The sequence below is a fragment of the Aeromonas sp. s5 genome, from assembly GCF_040907865.1.
Classification (GTDB): domain Bacteria; phylum Pseudomonadota; class Gammaproteobacteria; order Enterobacterales; family Aeromonadaceae; genus Aeromonas; species Aeromonas dhakensis.
Map to the genome: position 1 here is coordinate 505512 of NZ_JBFOCO010000023.1, position 13511 is coordinate 519022.

At 62.1% G+C, this 13511-nt stretch carries 11 protein-coding genes; 7 read left to right on the forward strand and 4 right to left on the reverse strand.

What is annotated here, in order from left to right:
- Positions 1-157 precede the first annotated feature (157 nt).
- The 4 genes from AB5Y94_RS15035 (at position 158) to AB5Y94_RS15050 (ending at position 5049) form a co-directional block, all read left to right on the forward strand.
- Complete coding sequence (locus AB5Y94_RS15035) at positions 158-1579, forward strand: sigma-54 dependent transcriptional regulator (protein WP_368206034.1); 1422 nt, start codon at positions 158-160, stop codon at positions 1577-1579.
- A gap of 106 nt (positions 1580-1685) precedes the next feature.
- The gene (locus AB5Y94_RS15040; protein ID WP_005302750.1) at positions 1686-2720 is read left to right on the forward strand and encodes a sensor histidine kinase; all 1035 of its coding nucleotides are present in this window, start codon (positions 1686-1688) and stop codon (positions 2718-2720) included.
- Between the two features lie 76 nt (positions 2721-2796).
- Positions 2797-4140 carry a sigma-54 dependent transcriptional regulator gene (locus AB5Y94_RS15045; RefSeq protein WP_010633470.1) on the forward strand — a complete coding sequence of 448 codons (1344 nt, stop codon included), beginning with the start codon at positions 2797-2799 and terminating at the stop codon, positions 4138-4140.
- Between the two features lie 147 nt (positions 4141-4287).
- Positions 4288-5049 (forward strand): Nif3-like dinuclear metal center hexameric protein, encoded by a 762-nt coding sequence (locus tag AB5Y94_RS15050; RefSeq protein WP_017786251.1) that lies wholly within the window; start codon positions 4288-4290, stop codon positions 5047-5049.
- Between the two features lie 118 nt (positions 5050-5167).
- On the opposite strand, the gene purN is transcribed toward AB5Y94_RS15050, so the two are convergent.
- Both purN and purM read right to left on the reverse strand, forming a co-directional pair.
- Positions 5168-5806 (reverse strand): phosphoribosylglycinamide formyltransferase, encoded by a 639-nt coding sequence (purN, locus tag AB5Y94_RS15055; protein WP_336290951.1) that lies wholly within the window; start codon positions 5804-5806, stop codon positions 5168-5170.
- An 8-nt stretch (positions 5807-5814) separates the two neighbouring features.
- On the reverse strand, positions 5815-6852 hold the full coding sequence (gene purM / locus AB5Y94_RS15060) for a phosphoribosylformylglycinamidine cyclo-ligase (RefSeq protein WP_042051992.1): 1038 nt from the start codon (positions 6850-6852) through the stop codon (positions 5815-5817).
- Positions 6853-7027: 175 nt separating this feature from the next.
- On the opposite strand from purM, the gene upp reads away from it, so the two are divergent.
- The 3 genes from upp to hda all read left to right on the forward strand — a co-directional run bounded on the left by upp (position 7028) and on the right by hda (position 9735).
- The gene (upp, locus tag AB5Y94_RS15065) at positions 7028-7654 is read left to right on the forward strand and encodes a uracil phosphoribosyltransferase (RefSeq protein WP_005302745.1); all 627 of its coding nucleotides are present in this window, start codon (positions 7028-7030) and stop codon (positions 7652-7654) included.
- A 144-nt stretch (positions 7655-7798) separates the two neighbouring features.
- Positions 7799-8818 (forward strand): DUF2066 domain-containing protein, encoded by a 1020-nt coding sequence (locus AB5Y94_RS15070; RefSeq protein ID WP_368206036.1) that lies wholly within the window; start codon positions 7799-7801, stop codon positions 8816-8818.
- Positions 8819-9033: 215 nt separating this feature from the next.
- A complete protein-coding gene (gene hda / locus AB5Y94_RS15075; RefSeq protein ID WP_010633474.1) occupies positions 9034-9735 on the forward strand; it encodes a DnaA inactivator Hda in 702 nt (233 codons plus the stop codon).
- 112 nt (positions 9736-9847) lie between these two features.
- On the opposite strand, the gene aceA is transcribed toward hda, so the two are convergent.
- On the reverse strand, positions 9848-11161 hold the full coding sequence (gene aceA / locus AB5Y94_RS15080) for an isocitrate lyase (RefSeq protein WP_005302742.1): 1314 nt from the start codon (positions 11159-11161) through the stop codon (positions 9848-9850).
- Positions 11162-11234: 73 nt separating this feature from the next.
- Complete coding sequence (gene aceB / locus AB5Y94_RS15085; protein WP_368206038.1) at positions 11235-12842, reverse strand: malate synthase A; 1608 nt, start codon at positions 12840-12842, stop codon at positions 11235-11237.
- Between the last annotated feature and the right edge of the window lie 669 nt (positions 12843-13511).

Below are 13511 nucleotides of genomic sequence, written 5' to 3' on the forward strand. Positions count from 1 at the left end.
TCTTGTGGCGCCGTTGGGTCGATAAACTTAGGTGAAATGCGACAAATTTTGACAATGCGTCGGAATTTTGGCACTTTGTGCATCCTGCATAAAGTGCGTGGCTTGACCACATAAGCACAATAAAACAATAAGTTACGTCGAGAATAGAGGGATGGATATGATGGCAATGGGAGTGTTGATTGTTGACGCCGATGCGCAGCGGCGCCAACAGTTGGGGACAGTTCTCTCGTTCATGGGGATCCCCTGGCAGGAGGTTGCCGAGGGTGATCTGGAGGTTGCCATCGAGTCATCCGGCCCGCTGCAGGGGGTATTGACCGGTGCCCTCAATGGCCGGCCGCTGGGCGAGCTGCTGACCGGTTTTCCCCGGGTACCCTTCCTGTCGCTGGTGGAAGCCGACTTCCCCAACAGCAACTTTATCGGGGTGGCCGAGTCCCCCTTCACCTACGAATCCCTGACCCGCCATCTGCACTTTTGCCAGGCCTTCGTCTCCCTCCACCCCCGTCAGCAGACCCATGACAAGGGGCAGGCGCTGCTGCGCCTGCTGGTGGGCAAGGGCAAGGGGATCCAGGAGGTGCGCCGACTCATCAGCCAGGTGGCCGAGACCGATGCCAACGTGCTGATCCTCGGCGAATCGGGTACCGGCAAGGAGGTGGTGGCGCGCGCCATCCATGAACTCTCGGCCCGAAGCGCGGGCCCCTTCGTGCCCATCAACTGCGGTGCCATTCCGGCCGAGCTGCTCGAGAGCGAGCTGTTCGGCCACGAGAAGGGGGCCTTCACCGGCGCCATCGCCGCCCGGCGCGGTCGCTTCGAACTGGCCCAGGGGGGCACCCTGTTTCTCGACGAGATCGGCGACATGCCGCTGCCGATGCAGGTCAAGCTGCTGCGGGTGCTGCAGGAGCGGATGTTCGATCGGGTCGGCGGTGGCAAGCCCATTCAGGCGGACGTGCGCATCATCGCGGCCACCCACCGGGATCTGGAGGCGATGATCCGCACCCAGGTCTTCCGTGAAGATCTCTACTATCGCCTCAACGTCTTCCCCATCGAGACCCCGCCGCTGCGGGATCGGGCCGACGACATCCCGCTGCTGCTGCAGGAGCTGCTCAATCGCCACGCCGAGCTGCACCAGGGGATGATCCGCCTGACCCAGCGCGCCATGGAGTCCCTGATGCAGTATCCTTGGCCTGGCAACGTGCGCGAGCTCTCCAACCTGCTGGAGCGGCTGCTCATCCTCTACCCGCAGCAGATCGTCGATGTGGCCGACCTGCCGAGCCGCTATCGGCTGCTGCCGTGCGAGCCGCGGGACGAGCGGCTGACCGAGATGGACGAGCGCGATGCACTGGCCGCCTTGTTCCAGGATCCACCCGAGCTGGATCTGCCCGCCAGCCACGCCCGCGCCATGCAACTGCCGGAGGAGGGGGTCAACCTCAAGGAGATGCTGGCCGACCTGGAAGTGGAGCTGATCCGCCAGGCGCTGGAGTCCCAGGACGGGGTGGTGGCCCGCGCCGCCGACCTGCTCGGCATGCGCCGTACCACCCTGGTGGAGAAGATGAAAAAATACGGAATGAGCAAGGAAGCATAAGGGTCAAAGCCTTGACGCCAAGCTTCAAGGCTTTGATTTTATATATAATTTTTAGTGGCATGGAAATTGAATAAGCTGACTCAGTCGCCAGTTTGAGGTCAGCTTTATGACAGCCCAGCCGCAAGAAACCCCGCTCCAGTCTCACGAGGTGAGCCAGCTTTACGCCATCTTCACGGCGCTGCCCACCGGTGTCTTGCTGCTCGACGGCGAGGGCCGGATCACCCGCGCCAATCCGGCTGCCAAGGCGCTGCTGGGGGAGCCGCTGGAAGGGCAGGCCTGGCGCCAGATCATCGACCGCTGCTTTCAGCCCCGCGAGGATGACGGCCACGAGATCTCCCTGCGCGATGGGCGCCGGGTCCAGCTCTCGACCCAGCCGCTGCCGGATCAGCCGGGCCAGCTGGTGTTCATCAACGATCTGACCGAAACCCGCCAACTGCAAGACCGCATCAACCACATGAAGCGGTTGTCGGCCCTTGGCAACATGGCCGCCTCGCTGGCCCACCAGATCCGCACGCCGCTCTCCGCCGCCATGCTCTATGCCGCCAACCTGGCCAACCGCACCCTCAAACCCGAATCCCGCAGCCAGTTCCAGCAAAAGCTGATGGCACGCCTGCAGGATCTCGAGAAGCAGATCAACGACATCCTGCTGTTTGCCCGCAACGGTGACAACCAGGTGGTGACCCCCACCTCGGTACAAGGACTGCTGGCTGAAGTGCAGGCGGGGGCCGAAGCCTTCTGCGCCCAGCAGGGCTGCGAGCTGCACATGGAGGCGCCGGAGCCCGATCTCTGCCTGCTGGCCAACAACAGTGCGCTGGCGGGAGCCGTCAACAACCTTATCGCCAACGCCCAGCAGGCGGGGGCAACCTCCTTGCTGGTGAGCGCGGTGCGCAGTGGCGCCCGGGTGGAGCTGCGCATCCTCGACAACGGCAAGGGGATGCCCGCTCACCTGCTCAGCCAGATCTTCGAACCCTTTTTTACCACCCGATCCCAGGGCACAGGCCTTGGGCTGGCGGTGGTGCAATCCGTCGTCCGTGCCCATCAGGGGGAGGTCAGCGTGGCCTCGGTTCCTGGCGAGGGCACCTGTTTTACCCTGTCGTTCCCCCTGCATCAGCAGGCGGTGCAGCTCGGAGGTGTCGCATGAGCCATGTTGAGCGTCAGCGCCATCCGGCAGGGATCAATATCAATGCGGCCAGGCTGGCTGTGGTGGGAGGTGTAGCATGACTCAGGCCCGGATCCTGGTAGTGGAAGATGACAATGGCCTGCGCGAAGCGCTGATGGATACCCTGTTGCTCGGCGGCTATGAGTGCCGCGAGGTGGACAGCGGCGAGCGGGCCCTGCTGGCCCTGTCGCGCCAGAGCTTCGACATGGTGATCTCGGATATCCAGATGGGGGGGATGGACGGCCTGACCCTGCTGGCCAATATCCGCCAGCAATATCCCCAGGTGCCGGTGCTCCTGATGACCGCCTACGCCAATATCGACGGCGCGGTGCGGGCCATGCGCGAAGGGGCCATCGACTATCTGGCCAAGCCCTTCTCCCCCGAGGTATTGCTCAATCAGGTCAGTCGTTATGTGCCGGCCCAGAAGGTGGAGAAACGGGCCGTGGTCTACGGCGATCCCAAGACTGCCGAGCTGTTCCAGCTGGCGACCCGGGTGGCCAGAAGCGAGGCCACCGTGATGGTGACCGGCCCGAGTGGGACCGGCAAGGAGGTGCTGGCCCGCTACATCCACGACAACTCCAGCCGCGCCGAACAGACGTTCGTCGCCATCAACTGCGCCGCCATTCCGGAAAACATGCTGGAGGCGACCCTGTTCGGTTACGAGAAGGGGGCCTTTACCGGCGCGGTGCAGGGCTGCCCCGGCAAGTTCGAACAGGCCCAGGGGGGAACCCTGCTGCTCGACGAGATCACCGAGATGGATCTGGGGCTGCAGGCCAAGCTGCTGCGTGTGCTGCAGGAGAAAGAGGTGGAGCGGCTCGGCAGTCGCAAGCTGATCCCGCTCGATGTGAGGGTCATCGCCACCAGCAACCGGGATCTGAAAAAAGCGGTGCAGGATGGCCTGTTTCGCGAGGATCTCTACTATCGTCTCAATGTCTTCCCACTGCGCTGGACGGCGCTGTGGGAGCGTCCCGGCGACATACTGCCGCTGGCGGAACACCTGCTGGCGCTGCATGCAGGTCAGCAGGGACTGCCGACGCCGCAACTGACGGAGGCGGCCCGCGAACGGCTGCTGGCTCACCCCTGGCCCGGCAACGTGCGCGAGCTCGACAACGTGGTGCAGCGCGCCCTCATTCTGAGCCCCGACGGCCTCATCGGTTGCGAGCACCTGATCTTGGAAGAGGTGGAGGAAGAGGAGATCCGGCTGGTCGGCAACGAGCGCAGCAGCGGCAGCGAACACCTGGGCAGCGAGCTCAAGCAGCAGGAGCACCAGATCATTCTCGATACCCTGCAGGATTGCAACGGCAGCCGCAAGGCGGTGGCCGACCGGCTCGGCATCAGCCCGCGCACCCTGCGCTACAAGCTGGCCCAGATGCGCGAGGCGGGGATCGACCTGCCAGCCTGAGGCCATTCCGGGCCCGACCATGGGCCGCAGTGCGGGAGGCATCATGGTCTTGCTGGCCCGCCTCGATTATCATGGGGCCTCGGCGTTATGAGCCCGATCCCTGTCTGCATCGCAGCACAGGGGTCGGCGCCTTTATAAGGGACCCCTATGATCTCTCATCGAAAACTGGAAAGCGTACTCAACCATCTGCTCGAACCCCACGCCATCAAGGATTACTGCCCCAATGGCCTGCAGGTGGAGGGGCGTGAGCGCATTCGCAAGGTGGTGACCGGCGTGACCGCCAGCCAGGCTCTGATCGACGCGGCCGTGGCTGCCGATGCTGACGCCATCCTGGTCCATCACGGCTACTTCTGGAGCGGCGAGCCGGCCCAGATCACCGGCATGAAACAGCGCCGCATCAAGACCCTGCTGACCCACGACATCAACCTGTTTGCCTATCACCTGCCGCTGGACGTGCACCCCGAGGTGGGCAACAACGCCCAGCTGGCCCAGTTGCTGGGCATCAAGGTGCGCCGCGGCCTCGAGCCCTGGAACAGCAAGAGCGTCGCCATGGTGGGCAAGCTGGAAGAGCCCATGAGCGGGTCTGACTTTGCCAAGCTCATTGCCGAGCGGCTCGGCCGTGAGCCGCTCCATTGTGGCGACAGCGGCCCCGAGCTTATCCGCTCGGTGGCCTGGTGCACCGGCGGCGGCCAGAGCTACATCAATCTGGCGGCGGAGCAGGGCATCGATGCCTTCATCTCTGGCGAAGCCTCCGAGCAGACCATCCACACCGCCCGCGAGATGGGCATGCACTTCTACGCTGCCGGTCATCACGCCACCGAGCGTTACGGCGTCAAGGCGCTGGGGGAGTGGCTGGCGACGGTGCATGGGCTGGATGTCACCTTTATCGATATCGACAATCCGGTCTAGGTTCGATTAGCCGCGTAGCGGGGTAATCGGACCTGACAGCAGCAAGTGTGCTGGTAGATAGAAATGACAAGGGAGGCCTGAGCCTCCCTTGTTCTATTTTGCATGCTGCGGTTAACCGTTACTCGCTGGCATAACCCGCGGGACCGAGCAGGGCGCCGTCGAGCAGGGCGGCCCCCTCCAGCATCTGCAGCCTGCCTTCACAGAACCACTGCACCACCAGCGGGTAGATGCTGTGCTCCTGCACCTGCACCCGGGCCGCCACCTCCTCGGCCGTGTCCCCTTCGAAGATGGGAACGCGCGCCTGCAGGATCACCGGGCCGCCGTCGAGCTCTTCGGTGACGAAGTGGACGCTGGCGCCGTGTTCGTCATCACCGGCGTCGATGGCGCGCTGGTGGGTGTGCAGCCCCTGATACTTGGGCAGCAGGGAGGGGTGGATGTTGACCATCCGCCCGGCAAAGTGCCGCACCAGGTCGGCACTCAGGATCCGCATAAAGCCGGCCAGCACCACCAGGTCGGGCTGATAGTCGTTCATCAGCGCCAGCAGGGCGGCGTCATACTCCTCCCGACTGGCAAACTGCTGCTGGGCGAGGATGGCGGTGGCCACCCCCGCCTCTTTGGCGCGCACCAGCCCGTAGGCATCGGCCTTGTTGCTGATGACGCCGACCACCTGACCGGCAATCTTGCCGTCGGCGCAACTGTCGAGAATGGTCTGCAGGTTGCTGCCGTTGCCGGAGATAAGGACCAGGATGCGTTTCATAGGGGAGGTCATTTGATGACGACCTGCTCCTCGCCATCGGCCGCCTTGGCGATGTGGCCGATATGCCAGGCGTTCTCGCCTTCCGCCTTGAGCAGGGTCAGCGCTTTTTCAAGCTGATCCGCCGGCAGGGCGATGATCATGCCGACGCCGCAGTTGAAGGTGCGGTACATCTCGTGGCGGGTGACGTTGCCAGCTTCTTGCAGCCAGCTGAACACCGCCGGCCACTGCCAGCTCTGCTCGTCGATCACCGCCTGGGTGTTGGCAGGCAGCACGCGCGGGATATTCTCCCAGAAACCGCCGCCGGTGATGTGGGAGAGGGCGTGGATCTCGCACTCCTTGATGAGCTTGAGCACGGGTTTCACGTAGATGCGGGTCGGCTCCAGCAGGGCATTGGCCAGGGTGGTATCACCCAGTGGCTGCTGCACGTCTGCCTTGGAGACTTCCAGGATCTTGCGAATGAGGGAGAAGCCGTTGGAGTGGGGGCCGCTGGCGGCCAGGGCGATCAGGGCATCCCCTTCGCCGACCTTGCTGCCGTCGATGATCTCGCTCTTCTCCACCACACCGACGCAGAAACCGGCGATGTCGTAGTCTTCCCCTTCATACATGCCCGGCATCTCGGCGGTTTCGCCGCCCACCAGGGCGCAGCCGGACTGCTCGCAGCCGGCACCGATGCCGGTGACCACGGCCGCGGCGGTGTCGACGTCCAGTTTGCCAGTGGCATAGTAGTCGAGGAAGAAGAGGGGCTCGGCGCCCTGCACGATCAGGTCATTGACGCACATGGCCACCAGATCGATGCCCACTGTGTCGTGCTTCTTCAGGTCGATGGCGAGGCGCAGCTTGGTGCCCACCCCATCAGTGCCGGAGACCAGCACCGGCTCCTTGTAGCCCGCAGGGATTTGACACAAGGCCCCAAAGCCGCCAAGACCACCAAGGACTTCAGGACGACGAGTGCGCTTTGACACGCCCTTGATACGTTCAACCAGTGCATTGCCGGCATCGATATCCACGCCAGCATCCTTGTAGCTCAGTGAGGTTTTGTCAGTCACGCGTATTCCCCGTCATATAAAGAAGTGGAGGGTAAAATTCGGGGCATATTCTAACAGTGGCGGTGAAAAACCAGAAAGGAAATCGTTTGCGCGTTTTTGCGCGGAAATGCTCTACAAGCGGCGGCTTTTGTTGTATGATTCCGCGATTTTTTTGCGGCAGTTAGAGGAGATAATAATGAAAGTCGTTGAAGTCAAACACCCCCTGGTCAAGCACAAGATCGGTCTGATGCGTGAAGGCGATATCAGCACCAAGCGTTTCCGTGAACTGGCCAAGGAAGTGGGCAGTTTGTTGACCTACGAAGCGACCTCTGACTTCGAAACCGAGAAGGTTACCATCGATGGCTGGAACGGGCCAGTGGAAGTTGACCAGATCAAGGGCAAGAAGGTCACCGTGGTGCCCATCCTGCGTGCCGGTCTTGGCATGATGGATGGCGTGTTGGAGCACATGCCGAGCGCCCGCGTCAGCGTGGTCGGTATCTACCGCGACGAAGAGACCCTGCAGCCGGTTCCCTACTTCGAGAAGATTGTCAGCAACATCGAAGAACGTCTGGCGCTGGTCATCGACCCCATGCTGGCCACCGGCGGCTCCATGATCGCCACCATCGACCTGCTCAAGAAGAAGGGCTGCCAGTCCATCAAGGTGCTGGTGCTGGTTGCCGCGCCGGAAGGCATCAAGGCGCTGGAAGCCGCTCACCCGGACGTGGAGCTGTTCTGCGCCTCCATCGACCAGGGCCTGAACGAGAAGGGCTACATTGTCCCGGGTCTGGGCGACGCCGGCGACAAGATCTTCGGCACCAAGTAAGCCTCGCTCGCCTCATCGCGTGCCTGCAGGCGCGCAAACGGAGCCGGCATCTCGCCGGCTCCGCTGTTTCTCCCGCCCCCGGCTTGCTGCCATGCGCGCCTTGCCGCTACCATAAGCACCATCTCCCATTTCGAGACTTTTCTCATGCTCAAACGTGTTGTGACCGCCCTCTGCTGCGGCTTGTCATTCATGGTGTCAGCCGCCCAGGTGACCGATCTCTATCAGGGCAAGGCCCCCACCAGCGGCGACATGGCGGCAGCCCAGTCCCAGGCCCTGGGCGAGGTGCTGATCAAGGTGACCGGCAAGCGCGACATCCTGACCCAGCCGGCGGTGGTCAAGGCGCTGGCGGCCCCCGGCACGTTCGTGCAGCACTACGGTTATCAGGACGTGGGGCCGGTGAAGTTTCTCAAGGCCGATTTCGACGTGACCAAGGTCAATGCCCTGGTGGCCGAGAGCAAGTTCGCCCTGCTGGGGCCGGCCCGACCGCAGGTCGCCATCTGGCTGGTGATCAATGAAGGGGAGCGGCGCATTCTGCCGGATCAGTCCAGCGATGGCTGGGCCGCCGCCCTGCGTACTCAGGCCCAGGCGATGGGGCTGCCGGTCAGCATTCCGCTGATGGACCTGGATGACAACATGGCGGTCAATGCCACCGACGTCTGGGGCCGTTTCGCCGATCCCATCCTCAAGGCGAGCCAGCGTTACGGCGCCGAGATGGTGGTGTTGGGCAAGCTCACCCCGGAGGGGGACAAGTGGAGCATCGACTGGGGTCTCTACGGGCCCAAGGCCGGTGGTGAGCTGAGCGAACTGACCAGGGGAGAGGGCGCCGGCACCCAGGCCGAGGTGGCACAGACGTTCGCCGATGCCCTGGCAGGCTGGCTGGTACAAAACTACGGGGCGCGCATCTCGGGAGTGGCCTCCAGCCAGACACTGGTGGTGGAGGGGCTGTCCGGTATCGACGGCATGATCACGGTGCAGAAGATGCTGCAGGGGATGGCCAGCGTCACCAAGGTGGAGATTGGCAAACTGGAGGGGGACAAGGTGACCTTCAACCTGAGCCTGCAGGGGGACAAGGCCGAGCTCATCCGCGGGCTGCAGCTGGAGAGCCGGTTGCACCAGCTGACGGATACCCCAGAGGGGCTGAGCTACCAGTGGTCGCAGCCCTGATCCTGGCTGAGGATCCTGACCGTTCGGCCGAGAGCCATGGGCGCTCTCCTGCCAGGGCTTGGGCGCGCCGGCCAAGGAGTAGCCGTTCCCGTTAGCAATGGTCGCAGCCTGGATCCTTTATGAGGATCCACACCGCCCGGCATCGTCCGGGCGGTTCTCTATCCGCCTTCGCGATGATACACTTGCCCGCAAATATCACAGTCAAAGCCCAACGAGTGAAGCAACCGGCCCAACTGTCTTTAGCCGTACAACTACCGGATGATGAAACCTTCGTCAGTTTTTATCCCGGCAACAATGCTCATCTGATCACCGCCCTCAAGAATGCGGCCATTGGTCAGGGTTCGCCTTTCCTCTATTTCTGGGGGGCCAAGGGATCGGGCCGCTCCCATCTGCTGCACGCCACCTGTGCCGAGGTCAATGCCCGCGACGCCGCAGCCGCCTATCTCTCCCTCGATCAGTTCGAACAGCTGGATCCCAGCATGCTCGACGCCCTCGAGAGCCTGCCGCTGGTCTGCCTCGACAGCCTGGAGGCGATCGCCGGCAATGCCCTGTGGGAACGGGCTTTGTTCGACTTTTACAACCGCTGGAAGGAGAAGGGCGAGGGGACCCTGGTGGTGACCGGTTGCAGCGCGCCGCGCAAACTGGGGCTGCAGCTGCCGGATCTCGCCTCCCGCCTCGATTGGGGGGTGAGCTTCCACCTCGACGAGCTGGACGATGAGGGCAAGCTCAGTGCCCTGCAGCTGCGTGCCGAGCTGCGGGGCTTCAAACTGCCCATCGATGTGGGCCGCTTCCTGCTCAACCGCCTCTCGCGCGACATGCGCACCCTGCTCACCACCCTCAATCAGCTCGACAACGCCTCTTTTCGTGCCAAGCGCAAGCTGACTATCCCCTTTGTTAAAGAGATCCTCGAGCTCTGAGCCCTTCGGGTGTGTTTGAGCGTGAGCGACGCCTAAGCAATGAATAAAAAGAAACCCCGGCCAGTGGCCGGGGTTTTGCTATCTCAAGGACTCTCTCAAAGAGTTCTGCCTATCAGTGGAACTGATCTTCTTCGGTGGAACCCGTTAAAGCGGTCACCGAGGATTGGCCGCCCTGGATGACGGTGGTGACCTTGTCGAAGTAACCGGTGCCCACCTCTTGCTGGTGTGCCACGAAGGTGTAACCACGTTCGGCGGCGGCAAACTCGGGCTGCTGCACCATCTCGACATAGTGCTTCATCCCTTCGCCACGGGCGTACTGGTAGGCCAGCTCGTACATGTGGAACCACATGTTGTGGATGCCCGCCAGGGTGATGAACTGGTACTTGTAACCCATGTCGGACAGCTCCTGCTGGAAGCGGGCGATGGTGGCATCGTCCAGGTTCTTCTTCCAGTTAAAGCTCGGCGAGCAGTTGTAGGCCAGGATGCGATCCGGGAACTGGGCCTTGATCGCTTCGGCAAACTTGCGCGCCTCGTCCAGATCCGGCTTGGCGGTTTCGCACCACACCATGTCGGCGTAGGGGGCGTAGGCCAGACCGCGGGCGATGGCCTGATCGATGCCGGCACGCACCTTGTAGAAACCTTCGGCGGTGCGCTCGCCGGTCAGGAAGTCCGCATCGTAAGGGTCTGCATCCGTGGTCAGCAGATCCGCCGCGTTGGCGTCGGTACGGGCGATCACCAGGGTGCTGGTGCCGCACACGTCGGCCGCCAGACGAGCCGCGACGAGCTTCTGCACCGCTTCCTGGGTCGGAACCAGCACCTTGCCGCCCATATGGCCGCACTTCTTGACGGAGGCGAGCTGATCTTCGAAGTGGACGCCGGCGGCGCCCGCTTCAATCATCCCCTTCATCAGCTCGAAGGCGTTCAGCACGCCGCCGAAGCCGGCTTCCGCATCCGCGACGATGGGCAGGAAGTAGTCGATGAAGCCCTCGTCCTGCGGCCCGACCTTGTTGGCCCACTGGATCTGGTCGGCACGGGCGAAGGAGTTGTTGATGCGCTCCACCACCGACGGTACCGAGTTGGCCGGATAGAGGGACTGATCCGGATACATGGTGGAGGAGAGGTTGTTGTCTGCTGCTACCTGCCAGCCGGAGAGGTAAATCGCCTCGATCCCCGCCTTGGCCTGTTGCACCGCTTGGCCGCCGGTCAGGGCGCCGAGACAGTTGACGTAGCCCTTCTTGGCGCCGCCGTGGATCAGCTCCCACAGCTTGTCGGCGCCACGTTGGGCCAGGGTGTGCTGCGGCTGCAGGCTGCCGCGCAGGTTGACCACGTCCTCGGCGCTGTAGCCGCGCTTGATCCCTTTCCAGCGGGGGTTCTGTGCCCAGTCTTTCTCGATAGCCTGGATCTGTTGCTCACGGGTCAGTGCCATATCAGTTCCCTCTTTCATTGATTTCACGTTTCCATTGACTTGTTATTGGCGAGCCCCTTGCGGAGCCCGTGATTCAGAGCCGCTCGTAACCGGGCAGCGTCAGAAAATCGATCAGGGTATCGGCGCAGGTGATCTCTTCCATCAGGGCGCTCGCCTCGGCGAAACGACCCGACTGCCAGCGGGCTTCGCCCACCTCGCGTTTGACCACCTCCTGCTCCTCGGCCAGCATCTGGCGGAACAGATCCTTGGTCACCACCTGGCCGTTTGACAGGGACTTGCCGTGGCGGATCCATTGCCAGATGGAGGTGCGGGAGATCTCGGCGGTAGCCGCATCTTCCATCAGACCGTAGATGGGCACGCAGCCGTTGCCATTGATCCAGGCCTCCAGATACTGCAGGGCAACCCGGATGTTGGTGCGCATGCCTGCCTCGGTGCGCTCGCCCTCGCAGGGTGCCAGCAGGTCGGCGGCTGTGATGGGGGCATCCTGCTCGCGCAGCACGCCGATCTGGTTCTTGGCGCCGGCCGGGATGGTGGCGTTGAACACGGCCATGGCGGTGTCGGCCAGGCCCGGGTGGGCCACCCAGGTACCATCATGGCCGTTGTCGGCTTCACGCTGTTTGTCGGCATGTACCTTGGCGAAGACCTGCTCGTTGACGGCGGCATCCTTGGCCGGAATGAAGGCGGCCATGCCGCCCATGGCCAGCGCGCCGCGCTTGTGACAGGTCTTGATCAGCAGCCGCGAGTAGGCGGAGAGGAACGGCTTGTCCATGGTCACCACCTGACGGTCCGGCAGGACGCGATCCGGGTGGTTCTTCAGGGTCTTGATATAGCTGAAGATGTAGTCCCAGCGGCCGCAGTTGAGGGCCACGATGTGATCCTTCATCTGATAGAGCAGCTCGTCCATCTCGAACACCGCCGGCAGGGTTTCGATCAGCACGGTGGCCTTGATGGTGCCGCGGGGCAGGCCAAACTTGTCTTCGGTCCAGGCGAACACCTCGCTCCACCAGCGTCCTTCCAGGTGACTCTGCAGCTTGGGCACGTAGAAGTAGGGGCTGGATCCCTTGGCCAGCAGCGCCTTGTGGTTGTGCAGGAAATAGAGGGCGAAGTCGAACAGGCCGCCGGGAATGGGGGCACCATCAAAGGTGACGTGTTTCTCCGGCAGGTGCAGACCGCGTACCCGGCAGATGAGCACGGCCGGATCGGCATTGAGGGTATAGGATTTCCCCTCCGGGCTCTGGTAGGCAATGGTGCCATTGACCGCATCGCGCAGGTTGATTTGACCCTCGATCACCTTGTTCCAGGCGGGGGCCAGCGAATCTTCGAAGTCCGCCATGAACACCTTGACGTTGGCGTTGAGGGCGTTGATCACCATCTTGCGCTCGACCGGGCCGGTGATCTCAACACGGCGATCCTGCAGGTCGGCAGGAATGCCGCGTACTGTCCAGTCGCCGGCGCGGATGTGGGCAGTCTCAGGCAGGAAGTCCGGCAGCTCGCCGCCATCGATACGGGCCTGGCGTGCCACACGTTGTTTCAACAATTCGTCCCGTTGGGGAGCAAAGCGTTCCACCAGTTCGGATACCAGGGCCACCGCGTCCGGCGTCAGAATTTGCGCGTAATCGGGATGCATTTCGCCCTGGATGCGCAGACGGGCGCTACAGTGGGTCTGGGCCGGTGCCGACATAGTGTTCACTCCTTTGAGAATTACATTTTGAACTAATTAACTACGACTAAAGTCGATCCCTGTTTTTTCAATCTTCCCGTAACAACGGGATAACACGATTCATAAGGTGCGAAATATTGCTCTATTCGTCAACAGCTTTTTTAAAACGCCCGTTTTGGTAATGATGTTAACTATATGTTTTAAATGGATTTGTTTGATTAGCGCAAAAACTCTATGCAGATGGTTATGCTCTTGTTTTCCACCCCTTCGCGGTGGCCCCATATCGGGGGGAGAACAGTCGATGGAATGTAACTTATTACGTAATAAAATTACAAATGCAAAAACAAATCCCGACCTCACTCCAAGCTTTTAAAAAACGTGCGTATGAAATGCGTTTGAGTAACCCAGCAAGCGCTTGGTGCCTTCTGGTATTAGGTGAAGAACGGTTGTTTAAAACTTAAGTCGCTCAATGGGACCAAATGGGGTCCGGTGGCAGCCGAGTGAGAAAGTGATGGGCAATAACGTAGGTTTGTATCACCTCAGGGGATGGCGTGTGCAGGTGAGGGGAGGAACGCTGGTAGCAGATATGACTGCCGCTATTTCGTTACGCAGGATATTGTTGTTATTTGTATCAGCGGGCCATCCTGGCCCTCAAAGGAGGTATCAAGGGGAGATGATCCCGAGTGTCGC

Bases quoted from the DNA above. Each gene is read 5' to 3' on its own strand.
- aceB (WP_368206038.1), bottom strand. From the start codon at position 12,842: ATGTCGGCACCGGCCCAGACCCACTGTAGCGCCCGTCTGCGCATCCAG.
- AB5Y94_RS15050 (WP_017786251.1), top strand. From the start codon at position 4,288: ATGATCTCTCATCGAAAACTGGAAAGCGTACTCAACCATCTGCTCGAA.
- aceA (WP_005302742.1), bottom strand. From the start codon at position 11,161: ATGGCACTGACCCGTGAGCAACAGATCCAGGCTATCGAGAAAGACTGG.
- AB5Y94_RS15035 (WP_368206034.1), top strand. From the start codon at position 158: ATGATGGCAATGGGAGTGTTGATTGTTGACGCCGATGCGCAGCGGCGC.
- upp (WP_005302745.1), top strand. From the start codon at position 7,028: ATGAAAGTCGTTGAAGTCAAACACCCCCTGGTCAAGCACAAGATCGGT.
- AB5Y94_RS15040 (WP_005302750.1), top strand. From the start codon at position 1,686: ATGACAGCCCAGCCGCAAGAAACCCCGCTCCAGTCTCACGAGGTGAGC.
- purN (WP_336290951.1), bottom strand. From the start codon at position 5,806: ATGAAACGCATCCTGGTCCTTATCTCCGGCAACGGCAGCAACCTGCAG.
- AB5Y94_RS15045 (WP_010633470.1), top strand. From the start codon at position 2,797: ATGACTCAGGCCCGGATCCTGGTAGTGGAAGATGACAATGGCCTGCGC.
- AB5Y94_RS15070 (WP_368206036.1), top strand. From the start codon at position 7,799: ATGCTCAAACGTGTTGTGACCGCCCTCTGCTGCGGCTTGTCATTCATG.